This window comes from Corallincola platygyrae, from assembly GCF_039544265.1.
Classification (GTDB): Bacteria; Pseudomonadota; Gammaproteobacteria; order Enterobacterales; family Neiellaceae; genus Corallincola; species Corallincola platygyrae.
Genome location: NZ_BAABLI010000008.1, coordinates 497,395 through 518,141, shown reverse-complemented (window position 1 = coordinate 518,141; position 20,747 = coordinate 497,395). Strand labels below are relative to the sequence as shown.

Here is a 20,747-nt window from a genome sequence, read left to right as displayed (position 1 = left end):
CAGCCCCTGTGATAGACTGTCAGGCCCGCCAACATAGGCGGGTCTGCTCACTTGAGAAAAAAACGAAAGAAGAACTCCGTATGAAACTCCGTCATCTGAAACAAAGCCTGCTGCTTGTTGTGGCTCTTTACTCCACGGGGCTGGCAGCTGAGGAACCTCAGCTTCTTGATAAGGTTGTAGCCATCGTCAACGAAGGTGTTGTTCTACAAAGTGAAATTGATGAAATGATGGGTGACATCAAACGTAACGCCAAGGAAGCTGGCCAGACGTTGCCATCAGATCGCGCACTGCGAGTTCAGGTACTTGACCGCTTAATCATGACAAGTTTGCAGCTGCAGCTCGCAGAAAGAATGGGGCTGCAGATCGCTGACGCACAACTGCAGCAAACGTTAGAGAATATTGCCAAAGACGATGGTCTGACCCTAGAGCAGTTCCGCCAAAAACTGGAATCTGAAGGTCAAAGCTATGAACACTTCCGTCTGAAAGTCAGAGAAGAGCTAACCACGGGTGATGTCCGCCGCATCAACGTTCGCCGCCGCGTTAATATTACACCACAAGAGATCGACAGCCTTGTGCGGCAAATGAACGAAGAAGGAGCTAAAGAAGTTGAATATCACGTGGGTCACATCATGATTGGGCTCGAAAACGAAGCCAGCTCAGAACAGATGACTCAGGCAGAAGAAACTGCCAACAAGGTACTGAAAATGCTGAACGAAGGGGCCGATTTTGCCCGCACAGCCATTGCCAGTAGTTCAGGCCCTAAAGCGCTGGAGGGCGGTGATTGGGGTTGGATGAACCTAAATGAAATGCCAACGCTTTTTGCTGAGATCGCTGGCGATGCCAATAAAAGTGAAATCATCGGCCCAATTCGCACCAGCCGAGGCTTTCACCTAATCAAAATCTTTGATATCCGCGGCGCAGAAAAAGTAGAAGTTGAAGAGATCAGTTCTCGACATATTTTGATCAAACCTTCCATCATTCTGAGCGAAGAGAAAGCGGAACAAATGCTGAATCAGTTTGCAACCGATCTGCGAAAAGACGATGCAACCTTCCCTGAACTGGCTAGCCGATATTCAGATGACCCAGGCTCTGCTCCCAACGGGGGGGAGCTGGGATGGAGCGATCCCAATGCCTATGTGCCAGCATTTCAACGCGCATTAGCTGAATTGAAACCCGGCCAGATATCAAATGCATTCAGAACACAGCATGGTTGGCACATCGTTCAGTTACATGAACGCCGAATTAATGACGCTACTGAAGATAGACAAAAAGACAAAGCTTATCAGTTGATATTCAACCGTAAATTTATCGAGCAGCAAGGTATTTGGTTGGGTGAAATCCGTGCTGAAGCCTACATCCAGATCCTGGATGAAGAATCAGAACAGGGATAAGCAATGAGCCTAAGTAAGGTGAAACGCATCGCTGTGACGGCAGGCGAGCCTGCAGGTATAGGTCCCGACCTCGTCATACAAATGGCTCAACAAGAGTGGCCTGTTGAGCTGGTTGTCGTAGCCGACCCTTCACTGTTGACGCAACGCGCACAACAATTGGGTCTGCCTGTTTCGCTACGCGACTACGACCCCAAAGCCGCCCCACAAATACAGGCTAAGGGTACCCTTACCGTACTGCCGGTACCATTAAACCATACGGTTACCCCCGGAAAATTGGACGAACAAAACGGCCAGTACGTTGTTGAAACACTTCGACAAGCCTGCCATGGCAATATGGACAATCAATTTGATGCCATTGTCACTGGTCCGGTCCATAAAGGTGTTATCAATCGCGCAGGAGTACCGTTCAGTGGCCACACCGAGTACTTTGCTCAGGAAGCTGGCGTCAATGACGTCGTAATGATGCTTGCCACCGAGGGATTAAGGGTTGCACTGGTAACCACTCACATTCCCCTCGCTTACGTCTCCAAAGCGATTACTGCTGAGCGCTTGGAAAACATCATCCGAATTCTGCACAAAGATCTGGTCAACAAATTCGCTATCAAAAACCCTTCGATATTCGTTTGTGGCCTGAATCCCCATGCAGGTGAAGATGGTCACCTGGGACGTGAAGAGATAGAAGTTATTGAGCCAGTAATGACAGCGCTAAGAGAGACCGAAGGTTTTGATCTTAGAGGCCCCTACCCGGCAGATACCGTATTTCAAGAGAAATACCTGGATGACGCTGATGTCGTTCTGGCGATGTATCACGATCAAGGGCTTCCGGTACTCAAATACAAAGGTTTTGGTGCGGCCGTGAACATTACACTGGGACTCCCATTTACGCGGACCTCCGTCGATCACGGAACGGCATTAGAACTAGCCGGCAGTGGCAATGCAGATCCAGGCAGTATGTTTGTCGCGATTAACCAGGCGATAGATATGGTGAACAGACAGGCTGAGCGAGATGGCACAGAATAGAAAACATATGGGCCATACGGCCCGGAAGCGTTTTGGTCAGAACTTCCTCAACGACCATCACATTATCGAACAAATTGTCACGGCTATTCACCCTCAGCCAGGAGAGCCTCTGGTTGAAATTGGTCCTGGACTGGGTGCACTAACAGAGCCTGTTGCTGACGAGACAGACCACTTGCATGTTGTTGAGTTGGACAGAGATCTCGCCGAACGCCTGCGCCACCATCCGTTTTTGGCACCCAAGCTCACCATTCATGAGATGGATGCGATGCGGTTTGACTTTGCCGCCCTGGCAAAGGAACTTGGTGGTCCTTTGCGGATTTTTGGCAATCTGCCCTATAACATCTCTACTCCTTTGATGTTCCACCTGTTTGCTCAGTTTCCCCATGTCAAAGACATGCACTTTATGCTGCAAAAAGAGGTTGTTGAACGCATGGCAGCCGGCCCTGGCACCAAACAGTTCGGCCGCCTGACAGTTATGACGCAGTACTACTGTCAGGTTTTGCCTGTGGTTCACGTGCCGCCTGAGTCTTTTCAGCCGCCGCCTAAAGTTGAATCTGCCGTTGTCAGGTTAATACCTCACCAAACTCCACCACATCCAGTAAATTCGGTGAAGACCCTTAACCGAGTCTGTTTAGAAGCATTCAACCAGCGCCGAAAAACAATACGCAACTGCTTTAAAAACTTACTGGAGCCTGACCTGCTTGCTAGCCTCGGAATCAGTGATAAGTTGCGTCCACAGGAGCTGACTGTGGCGCAATTCGTCGCTATCGCCAATGCAGTAGATGAAGCCGAGGCGAACCAATGAGCCAACCCTCCATACGAATAACCATTGAGCCCGAATATATGGAGGAGCACTCAACACCGGAAAATGAGCACTACCTGTTCTCGTACACCATCACCATAGAGAATATGGGTGAAGAAGAGATCCAGTTGCTCGAGCGCCACTGGATTATCACCGATGGCAATGGCGAAGCCAATGAAGTGCATGGCCCCGGAGTGGTAGGAGAACAGCCTTATATCGCACCGGACGATGAGTTTGAGTACACCTCCAGCGCAGCATTTCCTACCCCAATCGGCTTTATGCAGGGGCACTACCTGATGCAAACCGCATCAGGGGCCCGCTTCAAAGCGCCAATTCCTGCTTTCCGACTGGCGATCCCCGGTACAGTGAACTGAGATGGCGACTTATATCGTCGGTGATATTCAGGGCTGTTTCGATGAATTGGACGCCCTGCTTAGACAGGTAGAGTTTGATAGCAAAACAGACCAGCTCTGGCTAACTGGGGACTTGGTTGCGCGCGGCGCAAAATCGCTGGAAACCCTTCGGTTTGTGAAATCACTGGGGGATTCTGCGATAACGGTACTTGGCAACCACGATCTTCACCTGCTCGCCTGCGCCGAGGGTTTTGCCAAAGTTAAAGACAAAGACCAACTCGCCAACCTAATGAATGCTCCCGACAGGGATGAACTGCTGCATTGGTTGAGGCATCAACCCCTTTTTAAGCGCCATCCTGACCACAGGTTTGTCATGACACATGCGGGGATCCCACCGCAGTGGAGTGTGGATAGCGCAGAGAAAGCGGCCAGAAAGGTTGAAAAAAAGCTCCGCGGCAACGAGTACCGAAAACTACTCCGAAACATGTATGGTAACGGTCCTTCTTTGTGGTCTGAAAACCTAAGCAAAGAGGAATCCCTCCGTTTCACAATTAACGCTCTGACTCGCATGCGATTCGTTTACAGGCAAGACCTTAGCCTCGAAATGCAATGCAAAACCGCCCCCGAAAACAATGATAACAGCGAGCTAGTCCCCTGGTTTAACTGCCGCAGCCAACACTCGGATCCTCCGTTAGTGTTTGGACACTGGGCATCTTTGTTAGGGAATACAGGTAACGATACGATCCACGCGTTAGATACTGGATGCGTTTGGGGAAATAACCTGACCGCCCTCTGCTGGGAAACTCAAACCAGACATAGCCTGCCCTGCACTTTGCCTACAAAGTAGACAAACCGCACAGCTTTCCACCCCGCATATTCGTACTATCCTACCTTTTAGGCGTAGTGATAATCACTATTGTTCTATAGACCTAAAATAATAATAAAAAGAATACATTGGGGAAAAAGGTATGAAGTTCACCGTAGCGGTGCGGATCATAGCAGGATTCGCCGTGCTTACCCTGCTTTTACTCGTTGTCGGCATAAGCTCAACAGCGGGCTTGTATAATGTTGGCTCAAGCCAGAGCCAAGTCAGTCAATTAGCACTGCCTAGCTTTAAAGCCAGTAATCAGCTGATTCAGATCCTAGGCGATATAGATAAAACGCAAACCAAAGCGTTGCACCTCAAAGATATTGCCAGCCTGCAATCAACAGCTGAAAACCTGAGCCAGCTACAAACACAGTTCACTGCCAGTTTGCAGGAAAACCAGCCCCTGCTGCAAAGTGACACTGGCTTAGCAGAAGCAACACAGCAGGTATCCAATAGCTTCAACCTCTATCAAGGGATCGCGACAGAGCTTCAGCAACTCCTAAATAGCTCCCTTGAAATCACCATGGCCGAATCACAACAGCTACAGGAACTGGATGATATGTCCGCCGATGCTGGCGGCATGCTATTAGATCTAGCAGACTTTGCAGATCCTAATGATGGAGAACAGGCGTCGGCAGCAGCGGTGGCCATTAAGTTGGAGGGGCAGCTTACTCAATTACTCAAAGTTCTCAGTGCAATCGCTCAAAGCGCAACGGTGGAACAGGTGGACCAGCTATCCGACGAACTCGGATATCTGCTGAGTGACATCAATGTGCAGATGCAATTTATGAACAGCAAAGCCGGTGCCATTGATGATCCGGAACTGGTTTCAGATATTAATACTCAGTTGGAAGCCCTTCAGACAGCCCTCTCTTCAGAAAAAAACTTGGCTTCTGTGCACAGGCAACGCCTTCAATTGGAAGAAAAACTCACCGAGACTAAAACCACTAGTCAGCAGGCCTTAACCGATCTCGAAACCCACCTGGAAGCCCTACTGGCCCATTCCAGCAATATGGTGACAGCCCTAGATAGCGATGTTCAAAGTACCGTCTCAACCAGCACCAGTCTGAATATTGTGGTGATACTGCTCAGTCTCGCTGTAGCATTGGGTATCGCCTATGCCACCATACGCAGTATTCTCAGGCCATTGGCTAAGGTTAATCATATTCTGAAGATCTCGGCGACAGGGGATCTTAGCCGTCAGCTAAATGATAAGGGCGATGATGAGTTTGCGGTTCTGGCAACCAACGTTAACAGCCTGATTGGTAACCTTCGCCAGCTGATTCAGAGTATCCTCAACAGTGCGGAAGAACTAAACCAAGCCTCAGACAAGACCCTGTCAATTACGCAAAAAACAACGGATTCCATACAAGCTCAGAAAGCACAGATAGAGCAAGTGGCAACCGCCACCACAGAGTTAAGCAGTAGCTCTGAACTGGTCGCCAGTACAGCACAGGCCACACAGAATGAGGTCTCTCAAGCTGACGAAGATGTCGCCAACGTCAGCGACTTGTCAGCGCGAACCCAGCAACAGATTCAGCAACTGGCCGAAGAAGTCGACATAGCTGAACAGGTGATCGCAGAGCTAAACCAGGAAAGCGATAAGATTGGCAGCGTTATCGATGTCATTCAGGGCATTGCCGAACAAACCAACCTGCTGGCACTGAATGCTGCTATTGAAGCTGCCCGCGCAGGGGAACAGGGGCGTGGTTTTGCCGTGGTCGCAGATGAGGTCCGAAATTTAGCGAGTCGTACCCAGAGCTCCACTGCTGAAATCCAGCAGATGATCGACCTGTTGCAGCAAAAAGCCGGGGATGCAGTTGGTGCTATGTCGACCAGTGGCAATATCGCCAAACAGTGTGTTGAGCAGACCGAGCAATCCGACCGAGCATTGCAGAATATCGCCGACTCTGTGGGACAGATAAATGACAAGAGCAGTCATATCAGCCAGGCAGCCGATGAGCAGAACCTGGTATCAGCGGAGATCCATGAAAAGCTCATCGCTATGGTCGATTTGTCAGAGGAAACCAGCCAAGGCGCCCAGGCAACATCCGATGCCAGTCAGTCAGTCTCTCAGCTTGCTGAGCAGCTACAACAATCTGTCAGTCGATTTAAGCTGTAACGATTCTGAGATAGAAAAAAAGGGCTTATAAGCCCTTTTTTTCTAATGTCACAAAACGGTAGTTGTATCGATTCTTATCATCCGGCCCATGGCTTTCTGATTCGATCTCATTCCACTTTTCCGCTTGGTAATCTGGGAACCAGGCATCTCCCTCAGCATCGAGTTCAATGAAGGTCAGATAAAGACGATCCGCCTGGGACAAAAACTGCTGGTAGATGTTTCCACCACCAATAATCATCAGTTCCTCAACCGGGCCTGCCGCTATCATCGCCTGCTCTGTACCATGAACGACGGTTACGTCGTCAGCGGTCCACTCAGGATCACGCGTGATCACAATATTCTGGCGACCCGGCAATGGGCGGCCGATAGACTCAAATGTCTTACGCCCCATCACCACGGGCTTGCCCAAAGTGACAGCCTTGAAGTGTTTTAAATCAGCGGGTAGATGCCAAGGCATCTGGTTGTCTTTACCAATAACTCGGTCGTTGGCCATTGCGGCAATAAGCGAGATCTTCATGCTAGGGTCCTTTAACGCCGGTCGTATTAGACGACCGGTTTACTGCGTTCCAAGAAAAGCTGTGGAATGGCTAAGCCTACACTGAGCGCACCGAGAATAAATAGGGTTTTTAATCCATTATCAATCACATCCCCCAACAGCCAGGGTGAGACAGCGCCATCGATATTGAGTTGAACCAAACCAACCATAGTCGCAAATGCGAACTTACCAGGGATCATTGGGATAATCGCGGCCACAGTAAACACCTGCTCGGGTACCAGTTTTTTCTTAGCCCAATGAAACGCCAATACACCGACCAATACCGAGACTAAAAATGAGCCCAGCTCAACTGACATACCAAAACTGATTAACAGGGTGCGTAAACTATGGGCGATGGCTGCGGCAGCGCCGCAATAGGCGAGCGCCTTTTTCGGTACGTTAAACAACATGGCGAAACCAATAGCAGGTATCGCACTGAAGAAGGCGTCATCCAGCAGGGTAATCAGCAGCTCCATCACAGCCACCCCCATACACCCGTTAGATTCATCGCTAATAAGATGCCTAACGCGACACTCAGCACCATCATCGACGCCCAGGTCCAACGAGCAATACCAACATTGACATGGCCTTTGACCATATCAGAGATGGCATTCATCAGGGGGAAGCCGGGCACCAGCAATAACACACTGGCAGCCATTGCAAGTTCGGGCTTATTGCCCAGACTAAAGGCTGGCGCTAGCGCTGCCACAGAGGTTGCGGCAGCAGCGGATAGCACCCAGTTCATCAACAGGTGATAACCACGATGATGCAACTCCTGACGCACAAACATGGCCACCGCTGACGCAACAAACGTCACGCCAAATACGGGCCAGTCCCCCCCCTGCAAACGAGCGAAACAAGCACAGGACAGGCCAACCATCAGGATCATTAACCAGCGGTTGTAGTGAAACTGTTTGTCACTCAACTGACGAAGCTTCTTTCGTACCTCGTTGGCGTCTTTCAGGCCTTTCTCGACCATCACCACCAGGCGGCAGATCTCGCTGACCGTCGTCATGTTGATGCCACGGTCAACGATGCGACGAGTTTTAGTTAAGTATCGTGGGCCGGAGACAGACGTAAGCACGATGGCATTGTGGGAGACAGCCAGGTCCATCCAGTCACAGCCAAGGGCGGTTCCTAACCTATGGGTGAGGGTTTCAACTAACTGGCTTTCGGCGCCGTATTGGAGAAGCAACTGCCCGCCCCATAAAGCGAGTCGAGTTGCTTCTTCATGTTGCTCTAGAGTTAACTGAGCTTTCTGCTGCGATGACATAACTCTGTTCCGTCATGCAAAAAGAGGATTATGGCTTATAGATAATCTCTACATCATGATCGTCGTCGTCATCATCCCAATCATCGTCCCAATCTTCCTCCGCTGCAGCAGCGATTTGAGATTCATGGTAATGGTCCCACTGGAACTCGACCTTGTCGGCTTCTTCGACTTCGGCCAGACGATCACTTGGCAGGGTATCCAGGTATTCCAGGATCTTCCAGCAAAGTGGATCCGTGCCCTCTTTGTTGAACGCAGACATGCGGTAAACGTCGCCTTCCCAACCTAACGCTTCAACGACACGGGCGATGATCTCGTCCGCTTCCTCTTCAAGCACCAGGTCAGTTTTGTTGAATACCAGCCAGCGCGGCTTTTCAGCCAGTTTCGGACTGTACCGTGCTAACTCTTCCAAGATAGTCACGGCACTTTCGGCAGGATCTGAGCCATCGACCGGACAGATATCCACCACATGCAATAAAAGACGGCAACGTTCCAGGTGCTTCAAAAAGCGAATGCCCAGCCCAGCACCTTCTGCGGCACCTTCAATCAGCCCCGGAATATCTGCAATCACAAAGCTGCGATGAGACTCGGGACGAACCACACCAAGGTTTGGTACCAACGTGGTGAAAGGATAGTCGGCAACCTTGGGCTTGGCAGCGGAAACTGAACGGATGAAGGTAGATTTACCCGCATTTGGGAAACCTAACAGACCAACATCAGCCAGTAGCATCAGCTCCATCTTAAGGCTGCGTACTTCACCTGGTGTGCCCATCGTTTTTTGACGCGGCGCGCGGTTGGTACTGCTTTTGAATCGGGCATTACCCAAACCGTGGAAGCCACCTTTCGCCACCATCAGCTTCTGCTCGTGACGAGTTAAGTCACCAATCACTTCACCTGTATCTTGATCGGTGGCGCGGGTTCCTACAGGCACGCGCAGCTCGAGATCACCACCACGCTTACCAGTACAGTTGGCCCCCTGGCCATTGGTACCGCGCTCAGCGCGATGAAAACGTTCAAAGCGATAATCGATCAAGGTATTCAGGTTTTCATCTGCCACCAGATACACGTCGCCGCCATCACCGCCGTCGCCACCATCCGGGCCACCTTTGGGCACATACTTTTCACGGCGGAAACTTACGATGCCGTTACCACCGTCACCCGCTTCAACGCGGATCACTGCTTCATCAACAAACTTCATGGACTGACTCTCGAGGTAACCTGTGTCGAACCGAATGCTCGACCGATATATCTAATACCAACCCGAATAAGAATATGCGGATTGGTATAACCTTAGCACGGCTACAGGCTTCAGAAACAAAAAAGCCCCGCATCACGCGAGGCCTTTTTCAAGCAGCTTAGCTTACTCAGCTACGATGCTTACGTATTTACGGTTCTTAGGACCTTTAACTTCGAACTGAACTTTACCGTTAGCAGTTGCGAACAATGTGTGGTCTTTACCGATACCTACGTTAGTGCCTGCGTGGAACTTAGTACCACGCTGACGAACGATGATGTTGCCAGCCAATACTGACTCGCCACCGAAACGCTTAACGCCAAGACGCTTACTTTCTGAATCGCGTCCGTTTCGGGTACTACCACCTGCCTTTTTATGTGCCATCTGACTCTACTCCTGAAACTTAAGCACTGATGCCAGTGATTTTGACTTCAGTGAACCACTGACGGTGGCCCATCTGCTTACGAGAGTGCTTACGACGACGGAACTTAACGATCTTGATCTTAGCGCCACGACCGTGAGTTACGACTTCAGCAGTAATTTTACTGCCATCAACGTAAGGTGCACCCACCTTGATATCTTCACCGTTGGCAACCATCAACACTTTGTCGAATTCGACAGTAGCGCCGGTCTCTGCGTTCAGCTTTTCTAAGCGAACGGTTTGCCCCTCGGCTACACGGTGTTGCTTACCGCCACTTTGGAAAACCGCGTACATGATTTAACTCCGCTGGTATGCGTGCCTCGACAATCTAATACAGGCCGACAGACACGATTTACTATTCACAATAGGGCGCGCATTCTACTGAAAAGTTTTTAACCGATCAAGGCAAATTTCAGTTTACTGTTGTGTTACTCATGTGTGCCGGAATCGTTATCACATCAGACTGTTTTAGCACATAAATAAAGGCTAGAATCTGCTGCTTTGAAATGGACATTCATGCCCAGCCGCTAAAAATAAACTATTACTCTCAGGAACGAAATGAATCTCGAGCAAATTCGGCAACTTGCCGAAGAAGACATGCAGCAGGTCAACCACGCCATTATGGAGCAATTGGACTCCGATGTTGCCCTGATTAACCAACTCGGCTTCTATATAGTTAACAGCGGCGGTAAGCGACTGCGTCCCCTTCTGACTACATTGGCTGCTCGTGCGCTTGGCTATGAGGGCGAAAAACACCGTGTTTTAGCGGCCATTATCGAGTTTATCCACACTGCGACCTTACTTCATGATGATGTCGTGGATGAATCCACTATGCGTCGCGGCCGCAAAACAGCAAACGCCATGTTTGGTGATCAGGCCAGCGTCTTGGTTGGCGACTTCCTGTATACACGCGCTTTCCAAATGATGGTGACCTTGGATTCGATGCAAGTCATGCACGTATTGGCAGATGCCACCAATGTTATAGCCGAAGGGGAAGTCATGCAGTTAATGAACTGCAACGACCCGGATACAGATGAAGCACGCTACATGGAAGTCATCTACTGTAAGACGGCCAAGCTGTTTGAAGCTGCCACTCACTTAGCAGCAGAACTGGCTGACGAACCAGACACGATAAAAACAGCGATGGCCGATTATGGCCGTTATCTGGGCACGGCATTCCAATTAGTCGATGACTTGCTTGACTACACTGCGGATGCGGATGCACTGGGTAAGAACCTGGGTGACGATTTGGCAGAGGGTAAACCCACCCTCCCCCTTATTAGGGCAATGCAAGTTGGCACAGACGCACAGCGCAAGATAATCCGAGATGCGATTGAGCATGGTGCAGACCCAGCGCAATTGCCGAATATCGTTGCCGCCATTGAATCAACAGATGCGTTTGCCTATACCCGCCTGCGCGCTGATGAAGAAGCCGCAAAAGCGGTCGCTGCACTCGAACACTTGCCTGACAGCGATTACAAAGGTGCGTTGATAGCGCTGGCACGAATAGCGGTACAACGCGACCACTAGTCTTTTGCTGCTCACATAGAAAAGGCGCCGATTGGCGCCTTTTTTTATTGCCTCACAGAATGATTAACCTGCGAATTCAATACCTTTCTGGATATCACCCTGGAGTGTATCCATCATGCCTTCCAGTGCGGTTTGCTCAAATGCACTGACATCACCATATGGCAGTACAGCTTCTACACCTTCTGGACCCAGCTTAACTGGTTGAGCGAAGAACTTGGTGTGCTCACCAGGGCCTTCAACATAGGCGCACTCAACAACGGCTTCGCCTTGCATCGCTTTAACCAGCGACAAACAGAAGCGTGCAGCCGCCTGGCCCATAGAAAGGGTTGCAGAGCCGCCGCCAGCTTTGGCTTCAACTACCTCAGTACCAGCGTTCTGAATACGGTCAGTCAGCGCTGCGATCTCTTCGTCGCTGAAATCCAGACCAAGCTGAGACAGCAATGGCAGAATGGTGACACCACTGTGACCACCGATCACGTTAATATTTACTTCTTCTGGATTCAGGCCCTTGGCTTCAGCAATAAAGGCTTCAGCACGGATCACATCCAGTGTTGTAACACCGAACAGTTTTTTGGGATCGTAAACGCCCGCTTTTTTCAGCACTTCAGCAGCAATTGCTACCGTGGTGTTTACAGGGTTAGTGATGATACCGACGCAGGCTTTAGGGCACTGTTCAGCAATGGCTTCAACCAGGGTCTTAACGATACCCGCGTTAAAGTTAAACAGGTCCGCACGGTCCATGCCCGGTTTACGCGGTACACCTGCTGGGATTAATACAATGTCGGCACCTGTCAGTGCCTGATTCAGACCGTCCTGGCCATAACCTTCAATCGCTACTTGGGTAGGAATATGACTCAGATCCTTTGCCACGCCAGGCGTTACAGGAGCGATGTCATACAGGGCCAGCTCAGAACCAGCTGGAAGTTGTGTTTTCAATAACAAAGAGAGTGCCTGGCCGATACCGCCAGCAGCACCTAATACAGCGACTTTCATTGTGGGTTCCCTTCTTTATGGAGAATCTTAGGAGACTTTAGCTTTTCCGCCCCCATGGGAGCTGAAAAAACGATAAAACAAGGAGGTAGAAAATACAATCAATGTCACACTACCGAGATCACGGATTGAACCCGTAACAAATAGTGCGCAAAGTGCGTAAACCTTGGCTGCCAACGATTATTTTGCAGTCAGCGTTCCGCTCTTGCAGAGAAGTGCAATTTTATGCAGAATGAGTGCATAATTTTTGAATGGTAGTCATTTGAGTAATGAATTACGGTAAACAGGAAGACTTGGTACGCTCGTTCAAGAACCTGTTGAAAGAAGAGTGCTTCGGATCCCAAGGGGAAATTGTCAAAGCGCTGCAGCAGCAGGGCTTCGCCAACATCAACCAATCCAAAGTCTCCCGAATGCTCAGTAAGTTTGGTGCAGTGCGCACACGCAACGCCAAACAAGAGATGGTCTACTGCTTGCCAATCGAGCTCGGTGTTCCCACCACTTCCAGTCAGCTTAAGAACCTAGTTCTCGATATCGACTACAACGAAGTTGCTATTGTTATCCGCACCAGCCCTGGCGCAGCACAGCTAATAGCCCGACTACTCGATTCTTTGGGCAAAGCCGAAGGTATTTTGGGTACAATCGCCGGTGACGACACCATCTTTATCACCCCGACCAGCATTAAAGAGATGGACAAAACTGTGGGTGCAGTGAAGAACCTGTTCGCTTTCTCCAGCTAATCACCAATCAAGTATTTAGGTCAGGCCACAAACCGCTGTTCTGTTAAGCACCCCTGTGGCCCGCTTCGCTTTAATCTCTCTTCTATCAGACGTGGCCCCAACCACTTATCCTGGCACCAATCCGGAGCCAACAGAGTCGGTGGTCTGGCATGGGCCGAGATACGGTGAAACACCACGTTAGCCGGTGTGCGCTGAATCATTTCAGCTGCAATATCTGCGTAACTCTCCTGATCGATGGTCGGCATTCGCCCAGCACGCCAAGCCTTTGCCATCACGCTACCTTCCACAATATGCAGGGGATGTAGCTTTAAGCCATCAACCCCGACATCCAATACCTTGTTCAGCGTGTCCAGCGAATCAAGTTTGGTTTCACCAGGTAGTCCGGCAATCAAGTGAGTACATACTTTCAGGCCGCGCTGTTGGGCCCGCTCGACGGTGTCACAATAGGCAGCAAATTCATGGCCACGGTTAATGCGTTTCAGCGTTTGATCATTCGCCGTCTGCAACCCCAACTCCAACCAGATCTCCTGCCCTTGCGATTGGTAGTCGACAAGCATATCTAACACGCCGTCGGGCACACAATCTGGCCGCGTGCCGACGCACAATCCGACGATATTCTGTGCCGCCAACGCCTCATCATATAGGCGTTGCAATTGCTTCTGCTCACCATAGGTGCTGGTGTACGCCTGAAAGTACGCCAAATATGCATCTGCTTTACGCTTTAACTCGTGCTCCCTTACCACCAACTGCTGTTCAATTGTCTGAATTTTCGCCGACTCATCAACAAAAGACGCCACATTACAGAAGGTACAGCCACCCCGCCCGAGGGTGCCATCACGGTTCGGGCAACTGAAATTACCATGCAAGGACAGCTTTCTGACCTTGTGGCCAAAGCGCTGCTTCAGGTAATGACCAAAGCTGTGAAATAAAGGTGTTTGCATAGCGGCGACATTTTAGTCAGCCAATGAGGAAAAACCCTGCTTGGGATCAAGCAGGGTGATATTCAATAGCCTATCTACAGCAGTCGGTGTGACTTAATAGCCTGCGGCCTGACCATCCTTGCGGGATTCTGACGCACCGTAATACACACCCGACTCGAGATCCCGCATGATCGCCTGATAGCCACCGTACGGTCCCGACGCTTCCTGCAACGTGTGTCCCATCTGAACCAATGCACGTCGGGTATGGGCAGAAAAGCCATTCTCAAGGCTAACGTAACCGCCGTCTGTCATCTGCTCGCCGGTTGGTTGACTGGAGCCGGTATGAAGAATACGTGGTGCATCCCCAGCTTCCTGCAGATTCATACCAAAATCGATCATGTTGATAAGGATTTGAGCATGCATCTGCGGCTGAGTCGCGCCTCCCATCACACCATAACTCATCCATGGCTTACCTTCTTTGGTGACAAAGGCGGGAATAATGGTGTGGAAGGGGCGCTTACCGGGCTCATAGCTATTGAAGTGACCAGGTTCCAGGGTAAACATTTGGCCGCGATCCTGAAGCACAAAGCCCAGCTCCGGAGGTGTCATGCCTGAGCCCATACCACGATAGTTACTCTGGATCAGCGATACCATATTGCCTTCACTGTCAGCTGTCGTCAGATAGATGGTATCGCCGTGATACAGTGCCGGATTACCCGCATCCAGCCGTTTGGCAGCCTTGTTAACATCGATCAGCTTTGCGCGTTCTTTGGCGTACGCCTTAGATATCAACCCTGAGACAGGAAGTTCGTTAAAAGCCGGATCGGCATAGAATTTTGCGCGGTCCTCAAATGCTAATTTTTTCGCTTCAACAAACAGGTGCACATACTCGGGACTATCGAATCCCATTTTGGCAATGTCGTAGGGCTCCAGGATATTCAGGATCTGCAGTGCAGCAATGCCCTGCCCGTTTGGTGGCAATTCCCAAAGATCGTAGCCTCGATAGTTAGTCGACACTGGGGCTACCCAGTCAGAGGTGTGTGTTGCCAGATCTTCATAGCTGAGGAAACCGTCGTTCTGCTTCATATAAGCAGCGATTTTGACTGCGATGTCTCCTTTGTAGAATGCATCACGGCCACCTTTAGCGATCGCTCGATAGGTAGAAGCCAGTGCTGGATTTTTAAAGATCTCACCTTTCTCGGGCATTTTTCCATTAGGCATAAACACCTGAGCGAACCCGGGATACTTTGATAAGCGCGGCCCACTGCGCTGCATGTAATAAGCGATCAGCTCACTGACAGGAAAACCGTTTTCAGCGTACCTGATGGCGGGCGCCAGTAACTTATCCATCGGCAACTTGCCGAACTTGCCATGCAGCTCATACCAGCCATCGACAGTGCCGGGTACTGATACAGGTAATGGACCATATGGCGGTAAGTAGTCTATGCCAAGGGATTGAAGGTGTTCGAGGGTCAAAGATTTAGGCGAGCGACCAGAGGCATTCAAACCATGTAGACGCTGACTTTTTGCATCCCACACAATGGCAAACAGGTCGCCACCAATACCACAACCGGTAGGTTCTACTAATCCCAACAATGCATTCGCAGCAATAGCTGCATCAACTGCACTACCACCTTGCTTGAGCACATCTAACGCGACCTGGGTCGCCAGCGGCTGGCTGGTCGCCGCCATACCGTGTTGAGCAATCACTTCAGAACGACTGGCAAAGTGGGCGCCGGAGATCCTATCGTAGGCAAAGGTGTTGAGTGAGAAAAGACAGCTCAAAGCAAGCAGCCAGATACGCATGGTTATCCCTCTAACGATCTAATTCTAATCGAGTATCTGGCAGCTGTTTATGAGATGCAATAGGCGATGTTCGCAACTGCAACGGACCTAGCGTACCTGATGTAGGAAGTGCATATGCTTCTCATACTGGTCAATCATGTCACTGATTACCTGGTCTTTGCTCCACCCCATGATGTCGTAGTCCTGACCACCTTCCAGCAGAAACACCTCCGCCCTGAAGTACTTGCGCGCTTCCTCATCTTCGTTGTCCATCAGGAAGCTGGGCTGAAGGTAGGATTTGGGCCTCACTCGGTACAAAAAGTCCTGCTCCTCACCATGAAACACTGCCAACTTGGCATCAAACTTATCTTCGACCACTTCAATGCGCGCATCTACACCGTGTTTGTTCAACTCTTCAGAGACAGCATTCATCGCAGGCAAAACCACATCATTGATAAATTGCGCGACATTTTTACGTCGTGGCAGATGGACCAGGTTCTTAAGCCGTCGCTCCCAACCAAGTAGGCTGTTATCAGTGCGTGGTGGATGAATAACCTGTTCCGAACTGAACCGTTTGGTGGCATCAATTCGCAGCGCTTTGAGCAAACCGTATCCGGCGATCATCAGCACAATGCAGAAAGGAAGCGCGCTGGCAATGGTGGCGGTCTGCAGTGCGCCAAGACCCCCAGCCAAGAGTAGAGCAATCGCTACCACCCCTTCCATCGATGCCCAGTAAACGCGCTGCCATACTGGGGTTTTATCAGTACCACCAGACGCCAGCATATCCACCACCATAGAACCGGAGTCAGACGAGGTAACAAAAAATACCACTACCATCACGATGGCAATAACAGACAAAAACGAAGAAAAGGGAAAGGATTCAAGGAACTTAAATAATGCCAAAGACACATCCTGATTAACCACATCTGCCAGGCCATCGGCCGTGCCATGCATAATCATATCGATAGAGGTATTACCAAACACCGTCATCCACAGGAAGGTAAAGCCTGTTGGCACAAACAGCACACCAATTACAAACTCACGGATGGTACGGCCACGGGAGATGCGGGCGATAAACATGCCGACAAAAGGCGACCAGGACAGCCACCAGCCCCAATACAGCAGGGTCCACCCCCCCAGCCAATCAGTCGGCTCATACGCAAACATATTGAAGGTTTTATTGACGATATCGGACAGGTAACCACCCGTATTCTGAATATACATCTGCAGCAACAAAACCGTGGGCCCCAGCAACAACACCATGCCCACCAAGGCCACCGCCAAAGTCAGATTAATCTCAGACAGGCGACGAATACCTTTGTCCAATCCGGTTGCCACAGATATCGCCGCCAACCCCGAGATCACAACAATCAGGATCACCTGCACCGTCTGATTTACCGGAGTATCAAATAGATAGTGCAGGCCAGAGTTAACCTGCAACACGCCATATCCCAGTGAAGTGGCAACGCCAAATACGGTGCCCAGAATGGCAAAAACGTCGACAGCATGGCCGATAGGACCATAGATCCTGTCACCTATCAGCGGATACAGCGCAGAACGCAGTGTTAATGGCAGACCATGGCGGTAACCGAAATAAGCAAGGATCAGTGCTACCAGCGCATAAATACCCCAGGCATGCAGTCCCCAATGAAAGAAGGTCAGCTTCATCGCCTCACGAGCGGCATCAACCGTTCCCGGGTCTCCTACAGGCGGAGAAAGATAATGCATCACCGGTTCGGCCACACCAAAAAACATCAGGCCAATCCCCATGCCGGCGGAAAACAGCATGGCAAACCAGGAGGTATGACTAAACTCTGGTTCGGCGTGATCAGGGCCCAGCTTGATATCTCCCAAACGACTGATGCCCAAATAGGCCACAGTCACCAGGATCACACCAACCGCAGCGACATAGAACCAGCTTGCGTTGGTAACAATGGCGCCCTGCATCTCTGAAATCTTGATATTGGCATGCTCAGGAAACAGCACCGCATATCCAACAATCAGAGCAACCAACAGCGTTGCGGCATAAAAGACAGGAGGATTAATTTTAGTTTGAAGACGAAACCGAGAATCGGATTCAGACATGAAGCCACCAGTTTGTGGGCGAGAAGAGTGCATCAGACTAGATGCGGCGAGTAGAACAAAGTCTAGCAGAGCAGCGGGATACTTAGTTTGTTTAAGAATAAGTTGCGGTTAGAAGGCTAAGTCGCACTTCCTGAACACAGCGTGCACCGCGAAGCGTAGTGGGTATCGCCGCTCCTATACATTGGCATGCCCCACGAAGAGTTTTGGGTACCATGTATTCGGGGTATACGACCGCCAAGGATGGCGGAAATGCCGAAAATGCAAGAGCAATTTTCGGCCGTACTTCCTGAACATCGCCGCTCCTATACATCCATGTATCCGCGGCATACCGTTCGTCCTGAACATAAAAAACCCGGCCATAAGGCCGGGTTAAAAGGGACTAGCTTATTTGAGAAACGCTTACTTCTTGATAGCGCCGAACTCTGGATAGGCTTCCATACCACACTCAGCCATATCAACGCCTTCGAACTCTTCTTCTTCGGTAACACGTACACCGATAACAGCTTTGATGATAGCCCAGACAACCAAGCTACATACGAATACCCAAGTGAAGATAGTCAGGGCACCGATCAGCTGACCAGAGAAGGTTACGTCAGAGTTAGTGATTGGAACGATGATCAGACCGAAGAAACCAACCACACCGTGTACAGAGATAGCACCTACTGGGTCATCAATCTTCAGACGGTCAAGGGTAATGATTGAAGCAACAACAATCAGACCTGCAATCGCACCGAAGATAGACGCTTCCAGCGCGGTCGGAGTTGAAGGTTCAGCAGTAATTGCTACCAGACCAGCCAGGGCACCGTTCAGAGCCATTGTAAGGTCAGCTTTCTTGAACCAGATGCGAGCCAGAACCAGAGCCGCTACCGCACCCGCTGCTGCAGCTGCGTTAGTGTTCAGGAATACCATGGCAACAGAGTGAGCGTTAGCAACATCACCCAGCTTCAGTACAGAACCACCGTTGAAGCCGAACCAACCCATCCACAGGATGAAAGTACCCAGTGTCGCCAGCGGCAGGTTTGCGCCTGGGATAGCGTTTACTTCACCGTTAGGACCGTACTTACCTTTACGAGCACCCAGCAGCAGAACACCAGCCAGAGCTGCGGCAGCACCTGCCATGTGAACGATACCTGAACCTGCGAAGTCAGAGAAACCAAGGTCACCTAGGTTGTACAGGCCGAATACGTCGTCGCCGTTCCAAGTCCAAGCACCTTCCATTGGGTAGATGAAACCAGTCATCACCACACAGAAAGCCAGGAAAGACCACAGCTTCATGCGCTCAGCAACCGCACCAGATACGATAGACATTGCAGTCGCAACGAATACTACCTGGAAGAAGAAGTCAGAAGCACCAGAGTAAACTGAGTCGCCTTCGAAACCTGCTTCCGCAGAGTCTGCCAGCACACCCGCTACATCAACGCTTTCGATGCCTGACAACAGGTAGCCACCACCGTACATGATCTGGTAACCACAGATCAGATACATGATGCATGAGATAGCGAACAGAGCGACGTTTTTAGTCAGAATTTCGGTTGTGTTCTTAGAACGAACCAGGCCAGATTCGAGCATTGCGAAGCCCGCGGCCATCCACATTACCAGGGCACCACATACCAAGAAGTAAAAGGTGTCCATTGCATACTGCAACTGAAAAATTTGGTCTTGCATTGTTTAACTCCCCCGAGTCTTTTAATTCAGTGTCTGCCGGACTTAAAGCGCGTCGCCGTCGGCTTCACCAGTACGGATACGTACCGCGTGTTCAAGCTGATAAACAAAGATTTTGCCGTCACCGATCTTGCCGGTGTAAGCCGCTTTGCTGATCGCTTCAACCAGGCGCTCAACCTGTTCGTCGCTGGTAGCAATCTCGAGTTTTACTTTTGGCAGGAAGTCCACCTGATACTCTGCACCGCGGTACAGTTCGGTGTGACCTTTTTGGCGACCAAAGCCTTTTACTTCAGTCACAGTCAAACCCTCAACGCCGATCTCCGAGATGGCTTCCCGGACATCATCGAGCTTGAAGGGCTTGATGATTGCACTGACTATTTTCATTGCTGCACTCCCTAGGAACGTTAAATATTCGCTGATCTAATATGTGACAGGAGTGTTATCAAAGGCTGTGCCAGTTTTAAAAAAACCTTATTTATCATTGCGATAAATAAATTAAACAACATATACACATGCTGGTTAGCATTGAGAGGTTCAAATTATGTGCAGCTAACTCACCATTTTGGTGCAGAAAGGAGTGCGATCACATTTTGTTCAGAGTGACCGCACTATATTGATGCAGATCAAGAGATAACGTACTCCTGCCAGGCCTTCAGCAGATGAATAAAATCCTCGATACCACAAGCTGTTAGGCTATTCCAATCGGTCACAGACAACTCTGACTCAGACTCGGTCAATGCTATCTCACCATCATGGTTCGGCACCAACTCAACTCCCCCTTCTTGCATAATCAGCGTGCTTTCTGCGCCAATATGCTGCCAATGAACCATCTTATGTTGGCGCACTGATTCCGCATGTCGAAGTAGTTCAACCAATAACACCTGGTCTTCGGCTAGCTCTTCTGTCAGCCATTGGCCCAGAGCTTCCTGCTCCATGGAAAGGCGGGCGATAGGTTGGTGGGTGATAGGATCTCGAACAAACTGGAAGTCCATGGCAGACGATATGTTAGTGGGTCATACGAT

At 50.3% G+C, this 20,747-nt stretch carries 21 protein-coding genes; 8 read left to right on the top strand and 13 right to left on the bottom strand.

What is annotated here, in order from left to right:
* The first annotated feature begins 80 nt into the window (after positions 1-80).
* The 6 genes from surA (at position 81) to ABEA14_RS07705 (ending at position 6,556) form a co-directional block, all read left to right on the top strand.
* Positions 81-1,391: a peptidylprolyl isomerase SurA gene (surA, locus tag ABEA14_RS07730; protein WP_345339333.1), complete on the top strand. Its 1,311-nt coding sequence runs from the start codon at positions 81-83 to the stop codon at positions 1,389-1,391.
* A gap of 3 nt (positions 1,392-1,394) precedes the next feature.
* On the top strand, positions 1,395-2,411 hold the full coding sequence (gene pdxA, locus ABEA14_RS07725; protein WP_345339332.1) for a 4-hydroxythreonine-4-phosphate dehydrogenase PdxA: 1,017 nt from the start codon (positions 1,395-1,397) through the stop codon (positions 2,409-2,411).
* Entirely contained in the window at positions 2,398-3,216 is an 819-nt protein-coding gene (rsmA, locus tag ABEA14_RS07720; protein ID WP_345339330.1) for a 16S rRNA (adenine(1518)-N(6)/adenine(1519)-N(6))-dimethyltransferase RsmA, read from the top strand. The genes pdxA and rsmA overlap by 14 nt, the downstream gene beginning before the upstream one ends.
* The gene (gene apaG / locus ABEA14_RS07715; protein ID WP_345339329.1) at positions 3,213-3,587 is read left to right on the top strand and encodes a Co2+/Mg2+ efflux protein ApaG; all 375 of its coding nucleotides are present in this window, start codon (positions 3,213-3,215) and stop codon (positions 3,585-3,587) included. Before rsmA ends, apaG begins: the two co-directional genes overlap by 4 nt.
* A 1-nt stretch (position 3,588) precedes the next feature.
* Positions 3,589-4,413: a symmetrical bis(5'-nucleosyl)-tetraphosphatase gene (locus ABEA14_RS07710; protein ID WP_345339328.1), complete on the top strand. Its 825-nt coding sequence runs from the start codon at positions 3,589-3,591 to the stop codon at positions 4,411-4,413.
* Positions 4,414-4,534: 121 nt separating this feature from the next.
* Positions 4,535-6,556, top strand: a complete 2,022-nt coding sequence (locus tag ABEA14_RS07705) for a methyl-accepting chemotaxis protein (protein ID WP_345339327.1) — start codon at positions 4,535-4,537, stop codon at positions 6,554-6,556.
* 25 nt (positions 6,557-6,581) lie between these two features.
* Here the strand turns inward: ABEA14_RS07705 and folA are convergent, their stop codons facing one another.
* From folA to rplU, 6 genes are all read right to left on the bottom strand, one after another.
* Positions 6,582-7,073, bottom strand: a complete 492-nt coding sequence (folA, locus tag ABEA14_RS07700; protein ID WP_345339326.1) for a type 3 dihydrofolate reductase — start codon at positions 7,071-7,073, stop codon at positions 6,582-6,584.
* A gap of 26 nt (positions 7,074-7,099) precedes the next feature.
* Positions 7,100-7,570 carry a threonine/serine exporter family protein gene (locus tag ABEA14_RS07695; RefSeq protein WP_345339325.1) on the bottom strand — a complete coding sequence of 157 codons (471 nt, stop codon included), beginning with the start codon at positions 7,568-7,570 and terminating at the stop codon, positions 7,100-7,102.
* Entirely contained in the window at positions 7,567-8,364 is a 798-nt protein-coding gene (locus ABEA14_RS07690) for a threonine/serine exporter family protein (RefSeq protein WP_345339324.1), read from the bottom strand. Before ABEA14_RS07690 ends, ABEA14_RS07695 begins: the two co-directional genes overlap by 4 nt.
* A 28-nt stretch (positions 8,365-8,392) precedes the next feature.
* Positions 8,393-9,559, bottom strand: a complete 1,167-nt coding sequence (gene cgtA, locus ABEA14_RS07685; RefSeq protein ID WP_345339323.1) for an Obg family GTPase CgtA — start codon at positions 9,557-9,559, stop codon at positions 8,393-8,395.
* 162 nt (positions 9,560-9,721) lie between these two features.
* The gene (rpmA, locus tag ABEA14_RS07680; protein WP_345339322.1) at positions 9,722-9,979 is read right to left on the bottom strand and encodes a 50S ribosomal protein L27; all 258 of its coding nucleotides are present in this window, start codon (positions 9,977-9,979) and stop codon (positions 9,722-9,724) included.
* A gap of 19 nt (positions 9,980-9,998) precedes the next feature.
* Positions 9,999-10,310, bottom strand: coding sequence for a 50S ribosomal protein L21 (gene rplU / locus ABEA14_RS07675; RefSeq protein ID WP_345339321.1), 312 nt, complete (start codon positions 10,308-10,310; stop codon positions 9,999-10,001).
* Positions 10,311-10,574: 264 nt separating this feature from the next.
* Here rplU and ispB point away from each other — a divergent pair, with 264 nt between their 5' ends.
* Complete coding sequence (gene ispB, locus ABEA14_RS07670; protein WP_345339320.1) at positions 10,575-11,546, top strand: octaprenyl diphosphate synthase; 972 nt, start codon at positions 10,575-10,577, stop codon at positions 11,544-11,546.
* A gap of 63 nt (positions 11,547-11,609) precedes the next feature.
* Here the strand turns inward: ispB and mdh are convergent, their stop codons facing one another.
* Positions 11,610-12,539 (bottom strand): malate dehydrogenase, encoded by a 930-nt coding sequence (gene mdh, locus ABEA14_RS07665; RefSeq protein WP_345339319.1) that lies wholly within the window; start codon positions 12,537-12,539, stop codon positions 11,610-11,612.
* Positions 12,540-12,805: 266 nt separating this feature from the next.
* On the opposite strand from mdh, the gene argR reads away from it, so the two are divergent.
* Positions 12,806-13,273 (top strand): transcriptional regulator ArgR, encoded by a 468-nt coding sequence (argR, locus tag ABEA14_RS07660; protein ID WP_345339318.1) that lies wholly within the window; start codon positions 12,806-12,808, stop codon positions 13,271-13,273.
* Positions 13,274-13,293: 20 nt separating this feature from the next.
* Here the strand turns inward: argR and mnmL are convergent, their stop codons facing one another.
* The 6 genes from mnmL to ABEA14_RS07630 all read right to left on the bottom strand — a co-directional run bounded on the left by mnmL (position 13,294) and on the right by ABEA14_RS07630 (position 20,717).
* The gene (mnmL, locus tag ABEA14_RS07655; RefSeq protein ID WP_345339317.1) at positions 13,294-14,214 is read right to left on the bottom strand and encodes a tRNA modification radical SAM protein MnmL/YtqA; all 921 of its coding nucleotides are present in this window, start codon (positions 14,212-14,214) and stop codon (positions 13,294-13,296) included.
* A 93-nt stretch (positions 14,215-14,307) separates the two neighbouring features.
* Positions 14,308-15,999 (bottom strand): gamma-glutamyltransferase, encoded by a 1,692-nt coding sequence (ggt, locus tag ABEA14_RS07650; RefSeq protein ID WP_345339315.1) that lies wholly within the window; start codon positions 15,997-15,999, stop codon positions 14,308-14,310.
* Positions 16,000-16,086: 87 nt separating this feature from the next.
* Positions 16,087-18,063 (bottom strand): BCCT family transporter, encoded by a 1,977-nt coding sequence (locus tag ABEA14_RS07645; RefSeq protein WP_345339314.1) that lies wholly within the window; start codon positions 18,061-18,063, stop codon positions 16,087-16,089.
* Between the two features lie 399 nt (positions 18,064-18,462).
* A complete protein-coding gene (locus tag ABEA14_RS07640) occupies positions 18,463-19,728 on the bottom strand; it encodes an ammonium transporter (protein ID WP_345339313.1) in 1,266 nt (421 codons plus the stop codon).
* A 42-nt stretch (positions 19,729-19,770) separates the two neighbouring features.
* Positions 19,771-20,109: a P-II family nitrogen regulator gene (glnK, locus tag ABEA14_RS07635; RefSeq protein WP_345339312.1), complete on the bottom strand. Its 339-nt coding sequence runs from the start codon at positions 20,107-20,109 to the stop codon at positions 19,771-19,773.
* Between the two features lie 239 nt (positions 20,110-20,348).
* Positions 20,349-20,717, bottom strand: a complete 369-nt coding sequence (locus ABEA14_RS07630) for a YacL family protein (protein WP_345339311.1) — start codon at positions 20,715-20,717, stop codon at positions 20,349-20,351.
* Positions 20,718-20,747: the final 30 nt, after the last annotated feature.

Coding starts and splice junctions, on each gene's coding strand:
- surA (WP_345339333.1), top strand. CDS start 81: ATGAAACTCCGTCATCTGAAACAAAGCCTGCTGCTTGTTGTGGCTCTT.
- pdxA (WP_345339332.1), top strand. CDS start 1,395: ATGAGCCTAAGTAAGGTGAAACGCATCGCTGTGACGGCAGGCGAGCCT.
- rsmA (WP_345339330.1), top strand. CDS start 2,398: ATGGCACAGAATAGAAAACATATGGGCCATACGGCCCGGAAGCGTTTT.
- apaG (WP_345339329.1), top strand. CDS start 3,213: ATGAGCCAACCCTCCATACGAATAACCATTGAGCCCGAATATATGGAG.
- ABEA14_RS07710 (WP_345339328.1), top strand. CDS start 3,589: ATGGCGACTTATATCGTCGGTGATATTCAGGGCTGTTTCGATGAATTG.
- ABEA14_RS07705 (WP_345339327.1), top strand. CDS start 4,535: ATGAAGTTCACCGTAGCGGTGCGGATCATAGCAGGATTCGCCGTGCTT.
- folA (WP_345339326.1), bottom strand. CDS start 7,073: ATGAAGATCTCGCTTATTGCCGCAATGGCCAACGACCGAGTTATTGGT.
- ABEA14_RS07690 (WP_345339324.1), bottom strand. CDS start 8,364: ATGTCATCGCAGCAGAAAGCTCAGTTAACTCTAGAGCAACATGAAGAA.
- cgtA (WP_345339323.1), bottom strand. CDS start 9,559: ATGAAGTTTGTTGATGAAGCAGTGATCCGCGTTGAAGCGGGTGACGGT.
- rpmA (WP_345339322.1), bottom strand. CDS start 9,979: ATGGCACATAAAAAGGCAGGTGGTAGTACCCGAAACGGACGCGATTCA.
- rplU (WP_345339321.1), bottom strand. CDS start 10,310: ATGTACGCGGTTTTCCAAAGTGGCGGTAAGCAACACCGTGTAGCCGAG.
- ispB (WP_345339320.1), top strand. CDS start 10,575: ATGAATCTCGAGCAAATTCGGCAACTTGCCGAAGAAGACATGCAGCAG.
- mdh (WP_345339319.1), bottom strand. CDS start 12,539: ATGAAAGTCGCTGTATTAGGTGCTGCTGGCGGTATCGGCCAGGCACTC.
- argR (WP_345339318.1), top strand. CDS start 12,806: ATGAATTACGGTAAACAGGAAGACTTGGTACGCTCGTTCAAGAACCTG.
- mnmL (WP_345339317.1), bottom strand. CDS start 14,214: ATGCAAACACCTTTATTTCACAGCTTTGGTCATTACCTGAAGCAGCGC.
- ggt (WP_345339315.1), bottom strand. CDS start 15,999: ATGCGTATCTGGCTGCTTGCTTTGAGCTGTCTTTTCTCACTCAACACC.
- ABEA14_RS07645 (WP_345339314.1), bottom strand. CDS start 18,063: ATGTCTGAATCCGATTCTCGGTTTCGTCTTCAAACTAAAATTAATCCT.
- ABEA14_RS07640 (WP_345339313.1), bottom strand. CDS start 19,728: ATGCAAGACCAAATTTTTCAGTTGCAGTATGCAATGGACACCTTTTAC.
- glnK (WP_345339312.1), bottom strand. CDS start 20,109: ATGAAAATAGTCAGTGCAATCATCAAGCCCTTCAAGCTCGATGATGTC.
- ABEA14_RS07630 (WP_345339311.1), bottom strand. CDS start 20,717: ATGGACTTCCAGTTTGTTCGAGATCCTATCACCCACCAACCTATCGCC.